The 21,725-nt window shown below is 41.7% G+C and carries 25 protein-coding genes; 7 read left to right on the top strand and 18 right to left on the bottom strand.

The genetic code is table 11. The annotated features are described in order from the left end of the window. Positions 1 to 16 precede the first annotated feature (16 nt). Positions 17 to 469 carry a YhcH/YjgK/YiaL family protein gene (locus tag ACLNCW_RS04795; RefSeq protein WP_023946134.1) on the bottom strand — a complete coding sequence of 151 codons (453 nt, stop codon included), beginning with the start codon at positions 467 to 469 and terminating at the stop codon, positions 17 to 19. Between the two features lie 24 nt (positions 470 to 493). Then, positions 494 to 1,192, bottom strand: coding sequence for an N-acetylmannosamine-6-phosphate 2-epimerase (locus ACLNCW_RS04800; RefSeq protein ID WP_001135679.1), 699 nt, complete (start codon positions 1,190 to 1,192; stop codon positions 494 to 496). A 442-nt stretch (positions 1,193 to 1,634) separates the two neighbouring features. On the opposite strand from ACLNCW_RS04800, the gene ACLNCW_RS04805 reads away from it, so the two are divergent. Then, the gene (locus tag ACLNCW_RS04805; RefSeq protein ID WP_424845442.1) at positions 1,635 to 2,573 is read left to right on the top strand and encodes an Rpn family recombination-promoting nuclease/putative transposase; all 939 of its coding nucleotides are present in this window, start codon (positions 1,635 to 1,637) and stop codon (positions 2,571 to 2,573) included. Between the two features lie 666 nt (positions 2,574 to 3,239). On the opposite strand, the gene recG is transcribed toward ACLNCW_RS04805, so the two are convergent. The 14 genes from recG to nrdR form a co-directional block, all read right to left on the bottom strand. Further along, positions 3,240 to 5,255, bottom strand: coding sequence for an ATP-dependent DNA helicase RecG (gene recG / locus ACLNCW_RS04810; protein ID WP_424845443.1), 2,016 nt, complete (start codon positions 5,253 to 5,255; stop codon positions 3,240 to 3,242). Between the two features lie 18 nt (positions 5,256 to 5,273). Then, positions 5,274 to 6,377 (bottom strand): alanine racemase, encoded by a 1,104-nt coding sequence (gene alr / locus ACLNCW_RS04815; RefSeq protein WP_424845444.1) that lies wholly within the window; start codon positions 6,375 to 6,377, stop codon positions 5,274 to 5,276. Next, positions 6,367 to 6,729 (bottom strand): holo-ACP synthase, encoded by a 363-nt coding sequence (gene acpS / locus ACLNCW_RS04820; protein WP_424845453.1) that lies wholly within the window; start codon positions 6,727 to 6,729, stop codon positions 6,367 to 6,369. The genes alr and acpS overlap by 11 nt, the downstream gene beginning before the upstream one ends. 44 nt (positions 6,730 to 6,773) lie before the next feature. Then, complete coding sequence (locus ACLNCW_RS04825; RefSeq protein ID WP_000864041.1) at positions 6,774 to 7,805, bottom strand: 3-deoxy-7-phosphoheptulonate synthase; 1,032 nt, start codon at positions 7,803 to 7,805, stop codon at positions 6,774 to 6,776. A gap of 1 nt (position 7,806) precedes the next feature. Further along, a complete protein-coding gene (locus ACLNCW_RS04830; protein ID WP_049500894.1) occupies positions 7,807 to 8,838 on the bottom strand; it encodes a 3-deoxy-7-phosphoheptulonate synthase in 1,032 nt (343 codons plus the stop codon). A gap of 80 nt (positions 8,839 to 8,918) precedes the next feature. After that, positions 8,919 to 11,432, bottom strand: a complete 2,514-nt coding sequence (gene secA / locus ACLNCW_RS04835; protein ID WP_004258556.1) for a preprotein translocase subunit SecA — start codon at positions 11,430 to 11,432, stop codon at positions 8,919 to 8,921. 145 nt (positions 11,433 to 11,577) lie between these two features. Then, positions 11,578 to 11,868: a hypothetical protein gene (locus ACLNCW_RS04840; RefSeq protein WP_049546543.1), complete on the bottom strand. Its 291-nt coding sequence runs from the start codon at positions 11,866 to 11,868 to the stop codon at positions 11,578 to 11,580. Between the two features lie 32 nt (positions 11,869 to 11,900). Continuing rightward, positions 11,901 to 12,248 carry a hypothetical protein gene (locus ACLNCW_RS04845; RefSeq protein ID WP_261084299.1) on the bottom strand — a complete coding sequence of 116 codons (348 nt, stop codon included), beginning with the start codon at positions 12,246 to 12,248 and terminating at the stop codon, positions 11,901 to 11,903. A 65-nt stretch (positions 12,249 to 12,313) separates the two neighbouring features. After that, a complete protein-coding gene (locus ACLNCW_RS04850) occupies positions 12,314 to 12,649 on the bottom strand; it encodes a hypothetical protein (RefSeq protein ID WP_261084304.1) in 336 nt (111 codons plus the stop codon). 83 nt (positions 12,650 to 12,732) lie between these two features. Beyond that, positions 12,733 to 14,043 carry a ribosome biogenesis GTPase Der gene (gene der / locus ACLNCW_RS04855; RefSeq protein ID WP_001207696.1) on the bottom strand — a complete coding sequence of 437 codons (1,311 nt, stop codon included), beginning with the start codon at positions 14,041 to 14,043 and terminating at the stop codon, positions 12,733 to 12,735. 13 nt (positions 14,044 to 14,056) lie between these two features. Next, positions 14,057 to 14,770: an NADPH-dependent oxidoreductase gene (locus ACLNCW_RS04860; protein WP_203213449.1), complete on the bottom strand. Its 714-nt coding sequence runs from the start codon at positions 14,768 to 14,770 to the stop codon at positions 14,057 to 14,059. Continuing rightward, the gene (gene dnaI / locus ACLNCW_RS04865; protein ID WP_203213450.1) at positions 14,767 to 15,663 is read right to left on the bottom strand and encodes a primosomal protein DnaI; all 897 of its coding nucleotides are present in this window, start codon (positions 15,661 to 15,663) and stop codon (positions 14,767 to 14,769) included. The genes ACLNCW_RS04860 and dnaI overlap by 4 nt, the downstream gene beginning before the upstream one ends. Beyond that, positions 15,664 to 16,833, bottom strand: a complete 1,170-nt coding sequence (locus ACLNCW_RS04870) for a replication initiation and membrane attachment family protein (protein ID WP_203213451.1) — start codon at positions 16,831 to 16,833, stop codon at positions 15,664 to 15,666. Further along, positions 16,834 to 17,307 (bottom strand): transcriptional regulator NrdR, encoded by a 474-nt coding sequence (gene nrdR / locus ACLNCW_RS04875; RefSeq protein WP_001203672.1) that lies wholly within the window; start codon positions 17,305 to 17,307, stop codon positions 16,834 to 16,836. A gap of 139 nt (positions 17,308 to 17,446) precedes the next feature. Here nrdR and ACLNCW_RS04880 point away from each other — a divergent pair, with 139 nt between their 5' ends. The 3 genes from ACLNCW_RS04880 to ACLNCW_RS04890 are packed head-to-tail and all read left to right on the top strand — an operon-like array spanning position 17,447 to position 19,295. Continuing rightward, on the top strand, positions 17,447 to 17,812 hold the full coding sequence (locus ACLNCW_RS04880; RefSeq protein ID WP_000119149.1) for a GntR family transcriptional regulator: 366 nt from the start codon (positions 17,447 to 17,449) through the stop codon (positions 17,810 to 17,812). Between the two features lie 4 nt (positions 17,813 to 17,816). Beyond that, on the top strand, positions 17,817 to 18,512 hold the full coding sequence (locus ACLNCW_RS04885) for an ABC transporter ATP-binding protein (RefSeq protein WP_020903239.1): 696 nt from the start codon (positions 17,817 to 17,819) through the stop codon (positions 18,510 to 18,512). Between the two features lie 15 nt (positions 18,513 to 18,527). Next, on the top strand, positions 18,528 to 19,295 hold the full coding sequence (locus ACLNCW_RS04890) for a hypothetical protein (protein WP_020903238.1): 768 nt from the start codon (positions 18,528 to 18,530) through the stop codon (positions 19,293 to 19,295). A 31-nt stretch (positions 19,296 to 19,326) separates the two neighbouring features. Here ACLNCW_RS04890 and ACLNCW_RS04895 read toward each other — a convergent pair whose 3' ends face one another. Both ACLNCW_RS04895 and ACLNCW_RS04900 read right to left on the bottom strand, forming a co-directional pair. Further along, positions 19,327 to 20,022: an LrgB family protein gene (locus tag ACLNCW_RS04895; RefSeq protein ID WP_424845445.1), complete on the bottom strand. Its 696-nt coding sequence runs from the start codon at positions 20,020 to 20,022 to the stop codon at positions 19,327 to 19,329. After that, positions 20,019 to 20,393, bottom strand: a complete 375-nt coding sequence (locus tag ACLNCW_RS04900; protein ID WP_000781325.1) for a CidA/LrgA family protein — start codon at positions 20,391 to 20,393, stop codon at positions 20,019 to 20,021. The genes ACLNCW_RS04895 and ACLNCW_RS04900 overlap by 4 nt, the downstream gene beginning before the upstream one ends. A 196-nt stretch (positions 20,394 to 20,589) precedes the next feature. Between ACLNCW_RS04900 and ACLNCW_RS04905 the strand changes: the two genes are divergently transcribed. The 3 genes from ACLNCW_RS04905 (at position 20,590) to trxA (ending at position 21,620) form a co-directional block, all read left to right on the top strand. Beyond that, a complete protein-coding gene (locus tag ACLNCW_RS04905) occupies positions 20,590 to 20,970 on the top strand; it encodes a MarR family transcriptional regulator (protein WP_033630103.1) in 381 nt (126 codons plus the stop codon). Between the two features lie 99 nt (positions 20,971 to 21,069). Next, entirely contained in the window at positions 21,070 to 21,291 is a 222-nt protein-coding gene (locus tag ACLNCW_RS04910) for a DUF4649 family protein (protein WP_000570247.1), read from the top strand. A gap of 14 nt (positions 21,292 to 21,305) precedes the next feature. Further along, the gene (gene trxA, locus ACLNCW_RS04915; protein WP_001029581.1) at positions 21,306 to 21,620 is read left to right on the top strand and encodes a thioredoxin; all 315 of its coding nucleotides are present in this window, start codon (positions 21,306 to 21,308) and stop codon (positions 21,618 to 21,620) included. Positions 21,621 to 21,725 lie beyond the last annotated feature (105 nt).

The following is a 21,725-nucleotide window of genomic DNA, read 5'->3' on the forward strand; positions in this document are numbered from 1 at the left end:
TTCTTCCCTTTCTACATTAAGAAATCGCAACTTTAAAGACAACTTTTTTAACAGGTTCATCATTTATACGAACCTTGGGTTGATGTAAATCTTCTGGAAAAGTGATAAGGCATTCACCAGCTCTCAAATGAACTAACTGTTCCACTTCCCCTGTGTATAATTCAATGTCTTTTTCTTCATCATATTCTTGGGTAACGCTTACATTTTCTGGCGACGTAACAGCCATGGCTTCTTCGTTTTCCAAAACTAAATGAATATCCAAATATTTTTGGTGAGTTTCAAAGAAGGCTCCTGCTTGACCGTCTGCTAGATAAGTAAAGCAATTCCCAAATAATCGATCACCATCGATATCAATCGGACCTTCTGTTAAATTTTCTAGTCCTGTTTTTTCTAGAAAATCTATTAATGTTGCAAAATGTGGATTTACTTTCACATAAGTTCCTAAACGACTGATTTTAGTAATAATCATACTCAATCCCCCTTTCTTTATTTTTTATTTAAGACCAGCAACGAAGCGTTCTGTAATCTCTTTTGGTCTAGTAATAGCGCCACCAACAACGATACCTCGCACTCCATATCCCAGGATTTGTTTGGCTTGTTCTGGTGTATGAATTTTCCCTTCTGCAATGACATCTACACCAGCATCACAGAGTTTTTTGATCAATTCAAAATCGGGACCATCCACTTTAGGACTGTAAGATGTGTATCCTGATAAAGTTGTTCCGACAAAGTCAATTCCTGCTTCAACAGCTGCCAATCCTTCTTCGAAAGTACTTGTATCAGCCATCAAGAGCTGGTTAGGATATTTCTCCTTAACCTGACGAATGAACTCTTGAATCTCCAAACCATCATAGCGTTCACGCTTGGTACAATCTAGAGCAATCACCTCTATATCAAGCTCTGCCAATTCATCAACTTCTTTCATAGTAGCAGTAATGAAGGGCTCTTGTGGTGGATAATCTCGTTTAATTATCCCAATGATTGGAAGGTTAGTAACCTCCTTGATTTCCTTGATATCGCGAACACTGTTTGCTCGGATACCAACTGCTCCACCTTGCTCAGCCGCTTTGACCAGCAAGGGAATGACTCCTCCCGCTTCTGTATAAAGCGGTTCGTGAGGAAGGGCCTGACAAGAAACGATGATTCCATCTTTGATTTGTGCAATCAAGGCTTCTTTAGTAATCTGTGGCATCCTCTTTCCTCCTTTTCTTTGTTTTTATGGGTTTATTATATATTATTTTTAAAGCGCTTTCAACACTTTGTGGTAGAATAGATTTCAGTTTCAAAAGTATTTTATAGAACAGCTGTTTCTGAAAGTAGTTTCAGAGAAGTCATCTATCTTATACTCTTAGAAAATCTCTTCAAACCACGTCAACGTTGCCTTGTCGTATATATATGTTACTGACTTCGTCAGTTCTATCTGCAACCTCAAAACAGTGTTTTGAGCAACCTGCGGCTAGTTTCCTAGTTTGCTCTTTGATTTTCATTGGGTAACTTCTAAAACTAATTTCCAGTTTTGGGAGAGAGATGGAAGTTACTTTGAAAAGTTACGCTTTTTTCCGAATAAATAGATAGAACCATCGAATCTAACAAAATTAGATTTCAAACTATGGTATAATAGAAGGAGGGAATGGATGATTCTCAGACATCCGGGCATCAGCCCAACCAATGACTTGGTAGCTAAGAAAATCTTTAGCAATCCAGAAATCACTTGTCAATTTATACGTGATATGTTAGATTTACCAGCAAAAAATGTGACTATTTTGGAGGGAAGTAACATTCACGTCTTGCCTTCCGTACCATATTCAGCCCAAGATTTCTATACCAGCATAGACGTTTTAGCTGAACTAGATAATGGGACACAGGTTATCATTGAGATTCAGGTACATCATCAGAATTTTTTCATCAATCGTTTGTGGGCTTATCTGTGCAGTCAGGTCAATCAAAACATAGAAAAAATTCGTCAGCAAGAGGGCAATACTCATCAGAGTTACAAACATATTGCCCCAGTATACGCTATCGCAATCGTGGATAGTAATTACTTCTCGGATGATTTGGCTTTTCACAGTTTTAGTATGCGCGAAGACATGACAGGTGAGGTCTTAACCATCACAAACAATGGACAAGAAAACCATCTAGTTAAGATGGCGTTCTTGGAATTAAAAAAATACAAAGAAACCAGCAAAGACGAGGTTCGCAAGCCGTGGTTGGAGTTTTTCGGTAATAAACCCTTTACCCAGGAACCCGAGCGAGCCATCAGCCAGGCAGACCAACTGCTAGACTACAAGAGCTGGTCCGAGGAGGACAGGAAAATGTTTAGTCAATTACGTATGCGTGAAGAACAGGCATTATTGGCTCATGATTATGCTTTGGAAACTGCTAGGGCAGAAGGGATTGAACAGGGGTTGGAACGTGGTATTGAACAGGGACTGGAGCGTGGAAAAGTTGAAGGAAGTTTGTCTATGCTACTAAATCTAGTCCGTCAAGGTCTTTTGCCTTCTGAAGTTGCCAGTCAACAGTTGGGTATGACTGTCGCTGAGTTTGAAGAACTATTAAAAGAGCATCATAAATAAGAACTAAAAAATATAGAGAAACCAGCAAAGATAAGGTTCGCAAGCCGTGGTTGGAGTTTTTGTAAATCATTAAATCAATGACAGATTTTTCCGTAATAGATGGAAGAATCTGTTTTTTTTAGTTATGCTAGATGTGGGCTCTGAAATAGTAAGATATAGTGTATTGAAATAAGATATGAACAAAGAAATTAGGAAAGTCAAATTATAGTTAAATGAAATAAAAACTGAACAAATTGATTGCGGAATTCAAACTAATTTCTAACAATATTTTAGAAAACTCGGTGGACTATTCCAGATTCAATCTACTATAATTTCTAGAAATTTTTTAGAATCCGCAGTGTGCTATTTTAGATTCAATAAATTGTGCTTTTAGAAACAAAAAAGAGCATTTCCGCTCTTTCTTCTCCTATTCAATCTTATTTTGTTGCTTCTTTCTTTTGGAAAGTGGTTTGGTAATTTACTTTAATCGTTACTGTCATGTGAGAGTCCTCGTTTCTTTTTGATGACTCTAGTATAAGGGTCAAACCTGAAAGCTAGCTTAAGATTTCCTTAGAGAAAGCTTATACTCAATGAAAATCAAAGAGCAAACTAGGAAACTAGCCGCAGGCTGTACTTGAGTACGGCAAGGCGACGTTGACGTGGTTTGAATTTGATTTTCGAAGAGTATTAATCTAGATGTTCTTTCTTTTCCAAATGAAGAGCAATCATGCGCCACTCTGGATCCTCTTGCCAGCCTTCTATAGAACTAATGTAGCTAGCAACCTTTCTAGCTTCTTCTAAAATCGGAAAATCTTCGATAATATCAGCCACTTGGAATTCTGGGAGACCTGACTGTCTGGTTCCAAAAATCTCACCCGATCCGCGCATTTTCAAATCTTCCTCCGCAAGGACAAATCCATTGGTGGTTTCCGTCATGATGCGCATGCGGTCTTTCCCAGAATCAGTCTTGGGATTGGCAACGAGAACTGCATAAGACTGCTTATCTCCCCGACCAACACGACCTCTGAGCTGGTGAAGCTGGCTAAGACCAAACCGATCGGCATCCATGATAATCATAACGGTCGCATTGGGAACGTTGACCCCAACCTCAATAACCGTCGTCGAAACCAGAATATCTGTTTTTCTCTCTTTAAAATCCTGCATAATCTGGTCTTTTTCGTCACTCTTCATCTTACCATGTAGAAGAGCCACTTCTGCCTTACCAGCAAAATGAGCCGTCAACTCTTCTGATAAGGCAATGGCATTTTTCAAATCCAGAGCTTCTGATTCTTCAATCAAAGGAGAAATGACATAGGCTTGAGAACCTTTTTGGATTTCTCCTTCTAACCAAGTCAAGACCTGAGGCAATTGCTCATGTTTGATCCAGCGAGTCACAATAGGCTTTCGCCCTGCTGGCATCTGGTCAATAATGGAAACATCCATATCGCCAAAGGCTGTGATAGCCAGCGTCCGTGGAATAGGAGTCGCTGTCATCATGAGAACATCTGGATTGTCGCCTTTTTCCCTTAGAATACGCCTTTGCCCCACACCAAAACGGTGCTGCTCATCGATGATAATCAAACCCAGGCGATTATAATCCACCCCATCCTGAATCAGAGCGTGGGTTCCGATAATCAAATCAGCATCACCCTTGGCAATAGTCTCCAAAACTTCTCTCTTTTCTGCAGCTTTCAAGGAACCTGTCAAAAGAGCCAGTTTCAAGTCTGGAAAGAGGTTCTGTAAACTCTCAAAGTGTTGCTCTGCGAGGATTTCTGTTGGTACCATTAGGGCAGCCTGATAACCAGCTGTCACCGCCGCAAACATAGCCAAGCCAGCAACTACTGTTTTTCCGCTCCCCACATCCCCTTGTAGGAGACGATTCATGTGGTGGTCCGACTTCATGTCAGTCAAAATTTCCTGTAAACTCTTTTCTTGAGCTTGAGTCAGGGCAAATGGCAGACTTTCTTTAACAGCTGACACTTTTTCCTGAGACCAGTCCAGAACCAGACCGCTTCCCTGAACTCTATTTTCAGATTTGAGCGTTTGCAATTGCATTTGGAAATAAAAGAGTTCCTCAAACTTGATACGGCGAAGAGCCTGCTTGTATTCTCCCAAATCCTTTGGAAAATGCATAGCTCGGACTGCCTGACAACGGGACATGAGTTTGTATTTGTCCAGCAAAGACTGGGGAAGATTTTCCTCAATCAAGAGGTCCAATCCCTGATCAAAAGCCGTCTTAATAACCTTGACCAGACTGGCCTGACTGATTCCCTGAGCCAAGCGATAAACAGGTTGGAGGTCATCTTCCACCTGAGCTAGGACCTTCATCCCAGTCAAACTAGCCTTGGCACGGTCCCATTTTCCAAAGACGGCAAGAGTTGCTCCCAACTCTATCTTATCAGCCAGATAGGGCTGGTTAAAGAAATTCACCGCAAAAACGACTTCTCCCTGCTTGAGGCTAAAGCGTAGGCGATTACGCTTGAAACCATAGTACTGGACACTAGCAGGAGTCACGACTTGACCAGAAAGAACCGCCTTTTCACCGTCTTCCAGTTCCAGCACTTGCTTTGTCTTGAAGTCTTCATATCGGAAAGGAAAGTAGAGCAAGAGGTCTTGCAAGTTTTCAATTCCTAGTTTGGCGTATTTTTCTGCTGACTTTGGTCCCACACCAGGTAAGACATGCAAGGGTTGATGTAGATTCATGCTCCACTCCTTTCTTTTCTAATAATATTCTCTCGGAATGCGGTCGCTGAGAAGACAAACCACTTCATAGTTAATAGTTCCACGGTAGGTCGCTACCTGAGTAGCTGTGATCTCCTTGCCCCCGTTAGAACCAATCAAAGTTACCTTGGTTCCCAGCGGATAAAGCTTAGGCAGACGAATGGTGATTTGGTCCATAGATACTCGCCCAACGATTGGGCAAGCTTGCCCATCTACCAAGACAGCGAAATTTTGCATATCTCGTGTCCAACCATCCGCATAGCCGATTGGCACGGTCGCGATGACTTGCTCGCTATCCGCCTGATAGGTAGCTCCGTAGCCCATACAAGCTCCAGCTGAAACTGTCTTGACATGAACCAGAGCAGATTCCAAGGTCAAGGCTGGTTTCAAGTCATAGGGCAAGTCCAAGACCTCTCCGCTAGGGTTAAGACCATACATAGCATCTCCCATACGGACCGCATTGAAAATAGTCTCTGCATGCCAAAGAGTCGTTGCAGAATTGCTAGCATGAACCAGCTCTGGAAGACCTTTCATACTGGCTAAAATAGTTTTAAACCGTTCTAACTGGGCATTAAAGTAGTCATCTGATTCCTCGTCTGCAGTAGCAAAGTGGGTAAAAATCCCTTCAACACGAGCACCATGTTGTTGGAGCAAGTCTTGAGCCTGCTCAGCCTCACAAGCCTCTCGAAAGCCAATTCGTCCCATGCCTGAGTCAATCTTGAGGTGGACTGTCAATCCAGTTAGGTCCGCTTCCTTATATAAGAGTGCTTGAATCCACTCCAGTCCAGCCACAGTCAAAGTGATATCGTATTCTTTAGCAAGAGCAACAGCTTCTAGATCAGAAACTCCTAAAATGAGGATTCGCTTGCTCAGTCCAGCCTGTCTGAGTTCAATGGCCTCATCAATATTGGAAACGCAAAAACCATCAACATCATCTTGAATAGCCTTGGCAACGGAAACAGCCCCATGCCCATAAGCATTGGCTTTGACCACTGCCCACTTGATCGTTCCTTCAGGGATATGAGCCCCCATTTGCTGAATATTTTGTCGAATAGCTCCTAGATGAATCAGAGCCTTGGTTGGTCTATGTGGACTAGCTTTCATGATTTTCCTCCAAAATGACACTGGCTGTCACAAACTGATCGGTATGGCTGATAGACAGCCAAATCTTTCCTGAAAATGGTGACTGACTAAAATAAGGCGCCCCGCGTTCATTATTCAAGACTTCCAAATCCTGAAAAGCGAGCTTGCCAATGCCCGTTCCCATAGCCTTGGAAAAGGCCTCCTTAGCCGACCAGCGACCAGCCAAATATTCGATTTGTCTGCGCCCTTTAAGACTGTTAAACCGTTCCATTTCCTTAGCGGTCAGCACGCGCTTAGCAAAGCCTTCATGTCGTTTAACTGCGCTTTCTATCGAAGCTAATTCTTCTATGTCAATTCCGTGTCCAACTATCATTCTCATCAAAAGGAGTTGAGATTCCCCAACTCCATCCTTTTCACTTATTTTGTCAAGGTAGCGTAAATCTCTTCTACCAAGGCCTCTGTATTCTCCCAACCTAGGCAAGGATCGGTAATAGAGCAACCAAAGACCTCTGGTTGGTTTTGACGACCATCTGCTAGGTAAGATTCAATCATAAAGCCTCGAACCGTCTTTTTGATTTTCTCGTTCCAATCACGATTTTGCAAGGTCTGGCGAACAATTCGAATCTGCTCCATATATTGCTTGCCTGAGTTATCATGGTTAGTGTCAATGAGGATAAAGGGATTTTCAAGTCCCATGGCTTCATAGCGTTCAATGGCATTTAGCAAGGTTTCATAGTAAAAGTTAGGCTCATTTTTCCCATACTCATTGACTGCACCACGAAGGATGACGTGAGCCAAGGGATTTCCTGAAGTCTCAACTTCTTGCCCATGGAAAAGGAAGGTCTGTTTATTTTGAGCGGCATAGATGCCATTAAACATAACACCAAGATTTCCAGAGGTTGGATTTTTCATTCCGACTGGTGCATCAATTCCTGAAGCCACAAAGCGGTGCTCTTGGTCTTCCACAGAACGAGCCCCAACAGCATGGTAGCTGACCAAATCATCTACCAATACCAGATTTGACGGATAAAGCATCTCATCTGCCGTTGTCAAACCAGTCTCTGTAATCACACGATAGTGCAACTGGCGCACAGCCTGCAAGCCATTGATCAGACTTGGAGCCTTAGAAGTATCCGGTTGGTGAACCAAACCCTTATAGCCATCTCCGTTGGTACGAGGTTTAGCTGTATAAACACGCATAACCATGAAAATCTTGTCCGCCACCTTCTTTTGCAAGGCGGATAAACGGCGGGCATATTCCAAGACAGCCTCTTCATTATCAGAAGAGCACGGACCAATCACCAAAAGGATCCGGTCATCTTCTCCTGAAATGATGTCTGCCAATTCTCTATCACGGCGCTCCTTTAGTCGCAAGGCTTCCGCAGACAATTGGGTTTCTGCCTTGATTGCTTCAATATCGATTTCTTGACCTTTTTCAATAAATGCCATCTTATTCTCCTAGCGTTTGGTAGATTTCTCTGACAAGGGCTTCCGTATTCTCCCAGCCCAGGCAAGGGTCCGTGATAGACTTGCCAAATACTTCCGGTTCGTTCTGACGGCCGTCTTCTAGATAAGACTCAATCATAAAGCCACGAACGTACTGCTTGATTTTTTCATTCCAATCACGGTTAATCAAGGTCTGGCGGACAATTCGAATCTGATCCATATATTGCTTACCAGAATTGTCATGATTGGTGTCCACAATGATAAAAGGATTTTCCAAGCCCATTTTCTCATATTGAGCAATAGTATCCATCAAATTATCATAGTAGTAGTTAGGAATATTCTTACCATATTCATTGATTGCTCCACGAAGAATGGCGTGCGAAAGCGGGTTCCCAGTTGTTTCCACTTCTTTTCCTAGGAAAAGGAAACTTTGTTTGTTTTGAGCAGCATAAATCCCATTAAACATAACATTGAGATTTCCAGATGTCGGATTTTTAAAACCAGTTGCGAAATCTGCCCCACTTGCCACAAAGCGGTGTTGCTGGTCTTCAACTGAACGGGCACCAACCGCCATGTAAGAAATCAAATCATCTACAAGCGGAAGATTTTCAGGATAAAGCATTTCATCAGCTGTTGTCATACCTGTTTCTGTGATAACACGATAATGAAGATGGCGAACGGCTTTGATTCCATTGATAAGACTAGGCGCTTCTGTCGCATTAGGCTGGTGAATCAAGCCCTTATAGCCATCTCCGTTGGTACGAGGTTTGGCAGTGTAAACACGCATAACCATAAAGATACGGTCTGCCACTTCTTCTTGCAAAGCTGCCAAACGCTTAGCGTATTCAAGAACAGCTTCTTCATTGTCAGATGAGCATGGCCCGATTACCAAGAGAATTCGCTGGTCTTCTCCACGTATAATGGCTTCTAGCTCTTGATCGCGCTGAGATTTTCTCTCCAAAGCTTGGCCTTCTAATTTTGATAAGGCACGAACTTCTTCAATATTAATTTTAGGACTTTTTGCTGTAAATACCATAACTCATCTCCTTATAAATCAAACGGATACCAAGTAAAAATTTACTTTTCACAAGGTATCCGCCTCTAAACTATCTCATTTTATTGTCTTTTACCGTGACAGTTTTTAAACTTCTTACCAGAACCACATGGGCAAAGTTCATTCCTTCCAATCTGGCTCAAATCCAAATCTTCTGGTATATTTGCTTGGTGGGCAGCGATATTGCGGGTCGCTGTTGTACTGATATGGTGTTCTGCTTGTGGTCTTTCTTGTTCATGAATTTGTGCTTTCATCATCAAGCGTGTCACATCAAACTCAATCGAACCAATCATGTCATTAAACATACGGAAACCTTCTGCCTGATACTCAACAACAGGGTTGTTCTGAGCATAGCCACGAAGTCCAACCGCGTTACGCAATTGATCGAGGGCATCGATATGGTCTGTCCACTTGTTATCTACCACTCGTAGAATCAAAACTTTTTGGAATTCTTTAACTGCTTCTTCATCGCGTAGTTTTGAAACCTGACTATCGTAAACTTGCAAAGCACGTTGGAAGAGCTCTTCCTTGATGGCCTTATCAGACAAGCCTGACAAGTCTTCCATAGTAATAGAATCTTCTGGAAGCAAGTTGTACTTAGCAAAGTTCAAAATTGCCTCTAGTTTTTCATCTTGTTTGGCACGCGCATGACCATCAACGACACGACCAATCGTGCGTTTGATCATAGCCTGAATTTCAGGTGCCAAGTCACGATCTGCAGTGATAACATCGTAACGTTGAGCGTAGATAATCTCACGTTGTTCACGCATGACGTCATCGTATTGAAGGACTTGTTTACGGGTATCGTAGTTATTTCCTTCGACACGTTTTTGCGCCGCTTCAACTTGACGTGTCAACATACGAGACTCAATGGCCTCCTCAGACATGTTGAGACGTTCAAAAATTCCCTTCAAGCGTTCAGAACCAAAACGTTTCATCAAGTCATCTTCAAGAGATAGGTAGAATTGTGACTCACCTGGGTCTCCTTGACGACCTGAACGTCCACGAAGCTGGTTATCGATACGACGGCTTTCATGACGTTCTGTACCAATAACACAAAGTCCACCCAATTCGCGAACCCCTTCACCAAGCTTGATATCAGTACCACGACCGGCCATGTTGGTTGCGATAGTAACGGCACCACGTTGACCAGCATTCATGATGATTTGGGCTTCTTTATAGTGGTTTTTGGCATTCAAGACTTCGTGAGGAACACCAGCTGCGACCAATTTCTTAGAAATGTAGTCACTGGTTTCAACCGCAACTGTACCGACCAAGACAGGTTGACCTTTTTGGTAACGAGCCTTAACGTCTTCGACAACCGCCTTAAACTTAGCCTCAATACTTGCATAAAGAAGGTCTGAGTGGTCAATACGTTGAACAGGACGGTTTGTTGGGATCGGAATAACACGAATGTTGTAGATTTCACGGAATTCTTCTTCCTCAGTCTTACCTGTACCTGTCATACCAGACAATTTCTTGTACATACGGAAGAGGTTTTGGTAAGTGATTGAGGCAGATGTCTTAGTTTCATCCTGAATTGGCACACCTTCTTTAGCTTCAATAGCTTGGTGCAATCCATCAGAATAACGACGACCTTCCATGGTACGACCTGTAAATTGGTCAACGATCAAGATTTCTTGTTCTTCGCTCACCACATAGTCAATATCGAGAAGCATAATGTAGTTGGCACGAAGGGCGTTATCGATAAAGTGAGTAAGAGCTACGTTTTCGATGTCATAGAGATTGTCAAGCTTGAAGTAGCTTTCAGCCTTGTCAATCCCTGAATCAGACAAACCAATAGTCTTAGACTGCACATCGATGATATAGTCGTCTTTGTCCAAAGATTTTACATAGTGGTCTGCCATGTGATACAACTGACTAGTTTCAACTGCGTTAGCACCTGATACGATCAAAGGTGTACGCGCCTCGTCAATCAAGATTGAGTCAACCTCATCGACCAAGGCATAGTTAAGCGGACGTTGTACCATGTTTTCAGCGCGAACGACCATGTTATCACGAAGGTAGTCAAATCCAATTTCTGAGTTGGTTGAGTAGGTAATATCACACTCATAGGCTTCTTTTTTCTCCATTGGAGACTTGGCAGCCAAGTTAATCCCTACTGACAAACCAAGCCATGAGTACAATTCACCCATCTCAGTCGCGTCACGTTCTGACAAGTATTCATTGACCGTAACTACGTGAACCCCTTTACCTGAAAGGGCATTGAGGTATACCGGCATGGTCGCAGTCAAGGTTTTTCCTTCCCCTGTACGCATCTCTGGCACGTCACCATGGTGAAGAACGATTCCCCCCATGACCTGAACCTTATATGGGAAGAGGCCTAGGACACGTTTGGCACCCTCACGGACAACCGCAAAAGCTTCATAAAGCAATGAATCCAGTGATTCTCCATTTTGATAACGTTCTTTAAATTCAACTGTTTTTGCTTTTAGTTGGTCATCAGTCAAAGCAGCCATTTGGTCTTCGTATTTGAAAACCTTGTCAGCCATCTTTTCCAGACGACGGATTTCTCCTTTATCATTTTCGATAATTGTTTTTAAAATATTAGCCATGTTTTTCCTTACTTTAAATTCCGAATATTTTAGAATGTTCTTTTAATTTTAGCACAATTACTGATTATTTTCAAGGAAGAATCCCCATTTTGAAAAGGAAAAAGAGGCTAGTTTCCAAGCTAACCTCTCTGACTTTTATGATGATTTAATTGCCAACAAAAATCGGCAAAATCGCAAATAGGATAAATAGATTTATCCAAAGAGAAAAACAGCAGATCAATCCAAAAACAAAGAGACTGACTTTCTTGGACAGCAAGGCCATCAAAATCGACATAATTCCAAAAACTAGTAAAACTTTCTGTATGCTGAAGAGGTCAATCTTTCCCCCCAGAATCGGACTGCCCCAAGGAAGAAAGAAGAAAGCAATCCAGATCAACAGAACTAAACCAATATAGAATTTAGAATATTGTGTAATAAATGATTTTAGACGTGTCATAAGCTACCTCCTATCAATAAAAACCATATAAATCAATACCTTCCACCTTTTGACTTCCCTAGTTCTCGTCTCAAGCGAAACATGTTTTTGAAAAAGATATAGTCTAACCAGTCACTGCCTAGAGATAAGACTATCAAAAGCAACCAAACACCCCAAGTACTAGCATCTGATACATAATTTAGAACAAAAGGGAAAAATAAGAATGAAAAAATTGTCATATCCAAGCTAAACAGAGCTAAAAGGGAAATATAAATCCAGTAGAAATAGTAGATAATGGGGAAAAACTTACTGTTTCTATCAGCATTATCTATCCAATAAAAAAAGTAAAAGCAAGGAAATAAGAGTATCAAATGAAACCAATTAAACGACAGTTTCATCATCGACACCTCCTCTTTAAAATTGTTTTCTTTAGTTTCATTCTATTAAATGTTCTTACCAATATAAATCAATGCTTTCCACCTTTAGACTTCCCCAGTTCCCGTCTCAAGCGAAGCATTTTTTTGAAAAAGATATAGGTTAACCAAGAACTGGAAAAAGCAATAAGTAGTAATAATAGCCAAATGCCCCAAGACTTGATGTCTGCCACATTTCTCAATAGGATATTGAAAAACAAGACTGAAAAAACTGTCCAAGCAAGGCTAAAAAGAGCATAGAGGATGATGTAAATCCAGTAAAAATAGTAAAAAATTGGGAAAAATTTACTATCTCTGTTGGCCTTTTCAATCCAGCTGAAAAAGTAAAAACAGGGTAATAAGATTAACAATTTAAACAAATGTTCCATCATCAACACCTCTTTTTGATAGCGCTTTCTTCAACTTCATTTTATCAAAAAAATCTGGAAATGTCATTCCAGATTCTGCTTTTTTATTTACGTTTTCTTGCGATGAGATGGATTGGAGTCCCCTCAAAAACAAAGGCCTTGCGAATTTGATTTTCCAAGAAACGTAGGTAAGAAAAGTGCATAAGTTCTTCTTCATTGACAAAAATGACAAAGGTTGGTGGTTTTGTTGCCACTTGGGTCGCATAGAAAATCTTAAGACGTTTTCCTTTGTCTGTCGGTGTTGGGTTGATGGCAATGGCATCCATAATGACATCGTTCAAGACAGCTGATGGAATACGTGTGTTTTGACTTTCACTGATTTGTTTGATCATCTCAGGCAGTTTGTGAAGACGTTGCTTGGTCAAGGCTGATACAAAGATAATCGGTGCGTAAGGTAGATATTGGAACTGCTCACGGATATCTTCTTCCCAGTTTTTCATAGTGTGATTGTCTTTTTCAAGCGTATCCCACTTGTTGACCACGATAATCATCCCTTTACCGGCTTCATGGGCAAATCCTGCGATACGCTTGTCGTATTCACGAATACCCTCTTCCGCGTTTATGACCATCAAGACCACATCTGAGCGGTCAATAGCACGCATGGCGCGCATAACAGAGTATTTCTCGGTATTTTCATAAACCTTACCAGATTTACGCATACCAGCCGTATCAATCATGGTAAACTCTTGACCATCTGTATCTGTAAAGTGGGTATCAATAGCGTCACGCGTTGTTCCAGCAACAGGACTAGCAATGACACGGTCTTCTCCCAAGATAGCATTGATCAAACTTGACTTTCCAACGTTTGGACGACCAATCAAACTAAACTTAATGACATCTGGATTTTCTTCCTCATATTCATTTGGAAGATTTTCTACGATGGCATCTAGCACATCCCCTGTACCAATCCCATGGACAGATGAGATAGGCAGTGGTTCACCCAAACCGAGGGCATAGAAATCATAGATATCATTTCGCATCTCAGGGTTGTCCACCTTGTTCACTGCGAGGATAACTGGTTTGTGGGTCTTATAAAGCTTACGGGCTACGTATTCGTCCGCATCGGTAATTCCTTCCTTACCAGACACGACAAAGACGATAACATCTGCTTCTTCCATGGCAATTTCTGCCTGGTGCTTGATTTGTTCCATGAAAGGAGCATCGACATCATCGATTCCTCCTGTATCAATCATGCTAAAAGAACGATTGAGCCACTCACCCGTTGCATAGATACGGTCACGTGTCACTCCTTCGACATCTTCTACAATGGAGATTCGCTCACCAGCGATCCGATTAAATAGGGTTGATTTCCCAACATTGGGACGTCCTACAATGGCAATAGTTGGTAGGGCCATAATTTCTCACTTTCTACAATAACTTCTTCTGTTCAAGATTTTTTCTAGTTGAGCTTGGTTCTGCTTGACCAAACTGTTCTGCTAGACGCTGACTCCAGCTTGTGGTCGCACGCGCCCCAGCATAGTCCGCCTGTACACGGTCATAAGCTTGGATTGCATCAGTTGACTGTTCTCGGTATTCTTCCTCAAATACTACTTGATGCAATGGCAAGCGAGGTTTGACTTCATGTTCTTCATTTGGCACACCTAGCGCCATCCCAAAGACAGGATAGGTGTAGTCAGGCAGGTTAAAAAGCTCTGTCACTTCTTCGGACTTGTATCGAACCAAGCCAATAATGACACCACCATAGCCCAAGCTTTCAGCTGCCAGCAGGGCATTCTGTCCAGCAAGAGCCGCATCGACCGAACTAATCAAAAGACCTTCTACACCTTGGGGTTGGAATGAGTCTGTATGAAGTCGGGCTCCCTTTTCCGCTCGGTTCAAATCTCCGACAAAGAGAAGGAAAACAGCTGACTGGCGAATGGCTTCTTGAGGCACCAATTCATATAAAGTCTCTTTCTTTTCTTGACTTCGTACCACAATCACAGAGTAGGATTGGAAATTCTTCCAAGACGAGGCCATTTGGGCTGCTGTCAGGATTTCAGTCAAGTCTTCCTGAGGAAGGGCTTGCTCTTTAAACCTGCGCACTGAAGTATGAGCCTTCATTAATTTGATTGTTTCTGTCATCGACGGTTTACTCCTTCTAAACGAGTCTCCTCTGCCAAATAACGGATGCGTTCCATGACGCGTCTGGCTTCCCAGGTTTCGTCATTTCCATGTTTCCCTTTAGCAAAATGCTGCTCCAATTCTTCAAAGTTGAAGTTGGAGGTGAAAAAGGTCGGTAAATTTTCCTGCATCCGATATTGGAGAATGACTTGCAGGATTTCATCCCGCACCCAAGCTGTTGATTGCTCGGCACCAATATCATCTAAAATCAGGACTTCAGAAAGCTTAATCTCATCCACCAAGGTCTTGACATTGCCATCACCGATAGCATTTTTGACATCGATGACAAAGCTAGGATAGTGGAGAAGAGTGGAGGAAACACCACGTTTTTCTGATAAATCATGGGCTAAGGCAGCCACCATGAAACTTTTACCCACACCAAAGTCTCCATATAAGTAAAGACCTTTTCGCATAGCTGGATATTGCTCCACGAAGGCTAATAGCTTTTCAAAAACTGGCAAGCGCCCCAAATCATCCAAATCTACTTGAGCTAAACTAGCTTTCTTAAGACTGGCTGGCAGATTGATTAACTTGAGACGATTCTTAATAGCCGCTTCTTTTTCCGCTGCGATTAGTTCAGGAGTTTCTTCATAAGAAACGTCCGCATAACCATGATTCATAACCAAAATCGGCTTGTAGCCTTTGGCAATATAATCCGTATCCCCACGTAGAAACTTGTCACGCTCGGTAATGTACTGGTTAAATTTGGAGATACTGCGATTCAATTCCTCTGGGCTGAGGGATTCTTGCTGGATAAAGGCCGCAACATCAGGGTCCTTCATGATTTTCTGGACCAAATCTTGATAATGAAAACGGCTAGGTTGACGCTTGAGTACGTCTCCGACACTTTCCATCTAATCTCCTCCTTTTTCTAATCGAGCTAATAGTTCTTGTTTCTTACGTTCTAGTTCCAGACGAGTTTCCTCGCTGGTTTCATTCTTATAATCTGGATTGCTCCACTTGGGTACATTGGACTTAGCAGGACCGGGTTTACTGCCTTTTTGAGCCTGACTCTTCTGCCCACGCTCACGGATTCGCATGACTGCTTCTTCTGCCGAATGAATCTTTTGATAGGCATAGTCATTGGCTACTTTCATGGCATATTTCTCGTTGATGTTTGCCGAATCCACCTTATTAAAGGTCAATAAGAGAATAATATTAATAACTTCGTCCAGCAAGCCCAAACCAGCCATTTGTTGCAAGAGTTCTCTTTCTGTTTGGGTAATGGTCCCCTTGCGTGTCTGCTTGATTTCTGCTAAGAACTGCAGGGCCGTTTTACTTTTGGCTTCTTTGATAATGGTCGTTTCCTTAGGACTAAAGTCAGAGGAAACAGGTTTTTGAGCGATTTTTTCCCGCATGCGTTTGGTTGAAATAACCTGGGAAACAGCTGTTGACTTAGCCAGTTGATAGGTCTCAAACCAAGTCCATTTCTTCTCCTCGGCAATGGCAAAGAGGTTTAAGACATCGGACTTCTCATCCGCAAAACGAAGCCCATCTCGAGCCATAAGCTGACGAAAATGGTCCAAGTCAAAATCGTTGGCCACTTTCTTCTTGAGACCAAGGTCTTCTTGACTTCCCAGTTCTGCCAAGTCTGGAAAGACTTGATTGAGTGAGACAGGTATTTCTTCTCCCTCAGCACTCTCAACTTTCAAATCCTCCACAGCTGCATCGCCAATTTTTTTCTCCAAAAGTCTGCGATAAACAGGATGTTCCAAGAAGTCCTGAGTCGAGAGAGGAGTATTGATAGCTAGCTTATAGATATCACCCTTTTGATAGAGGGTCAAGAGATTAAAAGCAGATAGGATTTTCAGGGATTTTATCAGTCTATCCATCCCAAAGTTTAGATGGTTGAGAATGTTTGAAAAGAGGTGTTCCTTTCTGCCATTATCCCAAAAACTGATGGTATAAAGATAAAGGCTCAGTGCCTCCTGACCGATAATCGGGAGGTAGCACTGTACCAGAGATGAGGTATCTTGCGACACCCGATTATTCTTTAGATAAGAAAAACGGTCAATTGGCTTCATTTATCTTTCCTTTTTCTTTTTAGAGGACTGGGTGATTTGTTGGAGCAAGCTCTCTAGCTCACTGACATCCTTAAAACTACGATAGACACTGGCAAAACGTACATAGGTAATCTCATCTAACTCAGCCAACTCCTCCATGACGAGTGAACCAATGTCCTCACTTTGAATTTCATTTTCATTTCGACCACGGAGTTTCTGTTCGATACGATTGACTACCATGTTGATTTCATCACTTGACACAGGACGTTTCTGGGCTGAGCGGATAATTCCATTAAAGATTTTATCTCTGGAGAATTGTTCCCGTGTGCCATCTTTTTTAACAACCACTAAGGTTCTTTCTTCTACTCGTTCGTAGGTTGTAAAACGGTGTTGGCATTCATCGCACTCACGTCTTCTACGAATGGTGTTCCCTTCTTCTGCTTGGCGACTATCGATAACACTTGACTTGGTAGCCCCACATTTTGGACAACGCATCCTTTCCCTCCTTATCGTTTTCTTTTCATTATACCATTTTTTAAACGATTCCCAAAACAATTCTTCTTTTTGCTTGACAAGTTTTTTGTTTTGTTGTATTATTTAATTAAGACAAAGAGATAAAAGAAAGGAGACCAAGATGTCCTGGACATTTGACAACAAAAAACCCATCTATTTACAGATTATGGAGAAAATCAAGCTTCAGATTGTTTCCCATACACTGGAACCCAATCAACAACTTCCAACCGTGAGAGAGCTGGCTAGCGAGGCCGGTGTCAATCCAAACACCATCCAAAGAGCCTTGTCAGACCTCGAACGAGAAGGATTTGTCTACAGCAAGCGCACAACTGGACGATTTGTGACTGAAGATAAAGAGCTGATCGCCCAATCACGCAAACAATTATCGGAAGAAGAATTGGAACACTTCGTTTCCTCCATGACCCATTTTGGCTATGAAAAAGAAGAACTACCAGGCGTAGTCGGCGATTATATTAAAGGAGTTTAAGCCTATGTCATTACTAGCATTTGAAAATGTATCCAAATCTTATGGAGCAACCCCAGCCCTTGAAAATGTTTCTCTTGACATCCCCGCTGGAAAAATTGTTGGTCTCCTTGGGCCAAACGGTTCAGGAAAAACAACCCTGATTAAACTAATCAACGGCCTCTTGCAACCAGATCAAGGACGTGTCCTGATCAACGACATGGATCCAAGCCCAGCAACCAAGGCTATCGTAGCTTATTTGCCGGATACGACCTATCTCAATGAGCAAATGAAGGTCAAAGAAGCCCTAACCTACTTTAAGACCTTCTATAAAGATTTCAATCTTGAACGCGCCCATCATCTGCTTGCAGATCTGGGCATTGATGAAAATAGTCGTCTCAAGAAACTATCAAAAGGGAACAAGGAAAAGGTCCAACTAATTTTAGTTATGAGCCGTGATGCTCGTCTCTACGTTTTAGACGAACCCATTGGTGGGGTGGACCCAGCAGCCCGTGAGTATATCCTCAATACCATTATCAACAACTACTCCCCAACTTCTACCGTTTTGATTTCTACCCACTTGATTTCTGATATCGAGCCAATCTTGGATGAAATTATCTTCCTCAAAGATGGAAAAGTCGTTCGTCAAGGTAATGTAGACGATATTCGCTATGAGTCAGGTGAATCCATTGACCAACTCTTCCGTCAGGAATTTAAGGCCTAAGCAAAGGAGATTATTATGTTTTGGAATTTAGTTCGCTACGAATTTAAAAATGTTAACAAGTGGTATTTAGCCCTTTACGCTGCCGTGCTAGTTCTTTCCGTTCTCATAGGAATGCAAGTACACTACTATAATTATGTATCTTTCAAAGATAGCCAACCTGTCTTACTTTTCTTTCTGGCTCTCGTCTTTGGTGGATTGATGATTACACTTGGGATTTCAACCATTTTCTTGATTATTAAACGATTCAAAGGTAGTGTCTATGACCGACAAGGCTATCTGACCTTGACCTTGCCAGTTTCTGAACACCATATCATCACAGCCAAATTAGTTGGAGCCTTCATTTGGTCTATCCTTAGCTCCACTGTACTAGTTCTAAGCGCTTTTATTATTGTTACCATAACGGTTCCAGAATGGATATCAAATTCTGAGTTGATTCCACTTGTAGGAACATTCCTTCCTCAACTCTCTCTTATGGGGGTATCCTTCCTACTAAATACCATCTCAGGAATCCTCTGCATCTACTTGGCTATTTCCATCGGACAACTGTTCAATGAATACCGTACCGCACTCGCTGTTGCAGCCTACATTGGTATCCAAATCGTCATTGGATTTATTGAAGTCTTCTTCAATACCAGTACTAACTTCTATATTAATTCACTTGCAGGATTTAATGATAATTTCTATATGGGAGCAAGCGTAGGCATTGTTGAAGAACTCATATTCATAGCTATCTTTTACCTCGGAACCTACTATATCTTGAAAAACAAGGTTAATTTACAATAAAAAATGCCCAGCTAAAAAGCTGGGTTTTGATTTAACTCAATATCAAACTGGCTACAATAGGGCTGACAAAGACATAGAGAATACCGGTGACACCGATAGACAAACCACCCATGGCTCCTGCTACAGAACCGTATCGAAAGGCTGTGCCTGTTCCGACTGCGTGACCTGTTCCTCCAAGGGAAAGACCAACAGCTACTGGATCATCTATTTTCAACCACTTCAAAAGTGTTGGGCCGATGACACTGGTTAAAATCCCAGTCGCCACCACAACAACCAAGGTCACAGTCGTCAAGCCTTGCAATTTTTCTGTAATCCCAACTGCCATGGCGGTTGTTACTGACTTAGGAAAGAGAGAAATGGCTAGGAAAAAGTCCATTCCAAAAATCTTAGCTACAAGGGCTGTGAAAGAGGTATTGACCACTACCGCTAACAAACTACCAAAGAGAATACTCCGAGCATGGTGCTTCATCAAATGAAAACTCTTGTAAAGCGGAATCCCTAGAGCCACGGTCGATGGGACAATCAAGTTGTTCAAATAAACCCCACCTTGGTAGTAATCTTGGTAAGAAATACCCGTCACTTTTAGAAAGATGATAATGAAAACAGCTGACAAAAGTAAGGGCGTTGTCAAAGGATGGGGAAAACGTCTGTAAATCAACATCCCCACTAGATAAGCTAGGATAGATAATGCAATCCCAAACAGAGGATTGGATACAAATTCGCTCATTTGGCATCTCCTTTCTCATAATCTCCCTCAAATCGTCTCTTGATAAACTGAACCACTAGGGCAATAAGGATAATGTTGATGACAGCCGCAAAAAAGACAATCAAGACGATGGGTAAAAGATAAGGGGCAATCACATCAAACTTTTCCATGATACCCACTGCTGGCGGCAAAAAGAGAATGGTCATATTGGCCAGCAAGAAATTTCCAACCATGTTGACATGTCTGGTCCTTAGCCACTTGAACTGTAAGGCTAGAAAGAGAATAATCAAACCGATAATACTGCCTGGGATGGGCAGATGAAAGAAACTAGAAATTCCCTCTCCGATAAGAGAAATCACAAAGAGAATCATTAATTGAACATATAATTTCATCCTAAACTCCACGAAATAGACTTCTTGCATACCAGTTTACTCTTTTTTCAGAAAATTTCAAGGAAATATTGAAATTCTTCTCTCTTGCAAGGATTAGTTAAAAGTAGTATAATCATTGCATGCGCAATCATCTTGTGTTACAAAGATAATCAGTAATGACTTTGTGATTTTTACTTTTAAAAGAAAGGAGAAAGCAATGACCTATTTGGAAAAATGGTTTGACTTCAATCGGCGTCAGAAAGAAATCGAAGGTCTCTTAGAAGAGACCATTGCCCAGCAGAGTGACCAAAGTCTGACCTTGAAAGAGTTTTACCTGCTCTACTATCTGGACTTGGCCCAAGAAAAATCTCTACGCCAGATTGACCTGCCAGATAAACTTCATCTGAGCCCGAGCGCTGTTTCTCGGATGGTGGCTCGCTTGGAAGAGAAAAACTGCGGTCTACTTAGTCGCATGTGTTGTGATCAAGATAGACGTTCTAGCTTTATCTGCCTGACAAGTGATGGGCAAAAGACACTGGCCTCTCTACAGAAGGCTGTCGAAGAAAGCTTGGAAACAGGTTTGGATTTCTTGATTTAAGATGATTTTAGAAAAAAGTTGCGTGCGCAATCATTTTTCTTGACATTCTCTTTTACAAGGAGTAAAATAAAGTCATCATTAAACAAAGGAGTTTTTAAAATAATTGAAATTACCTATCTAGATGCCAGCAAGAACGAAAGAACTATAACGTTCGAATCTTATGACGACTTTGATCGTTCACAACAAGCTTGCCTTATCGGCCTCGCAGACTACTACCCAGTCCAAAAATTAACTTACAACGGTCATGATTTGGACTACCATGGGACTTATGGAGATGTCTTCTTCTATCTCATGAAACAAGATTTAAGCCAATATAATTAAAAAGGAGAAATACAATGGCAAAAGCAATTACAGATGCAACATTCGAACAAGAAACAAAAGACGGTTTAGTCTTGGTAGACTTCTGGGCAACTTGGTGTGGTCCATGTCGTATGCAAGGTCCAATCTTGGACAAATTGTCTGAAGAACTTTCAGAAGATGTCTTGAAAATCGTTAAAATGGACGTTGACGAAAATCCAAACACAGCTCGTGCCTTTGGAATCATGTCTATCCCAACTCTTCTCTTCAAAAAAGACGGCCAAGTGGTAAAACAAGTTGCTGGAGTACATACTGCAGAACAAATCAAGGCCATCGTTGCTGAATTGAGCTAATCACACGAGAGACCAAGTGCTTTATTTGGTCTCTTTTTTCTTGCCCTTTGCCATTTTTCAAAAAATATGCTAAACTGTAGGTAGAATATTACGATGTTTGGGACA

Source organism: Streptococcus sp. CL6.22, from assembly GCF_049738055.1.
In the GTDB taxonomy this organism is placed as follows: Bacteria; Bacillota; Bacilli; order Lactobacillales; family Streptococcaceae; genus Streptococcus; species Streptococcus mitis_DJ.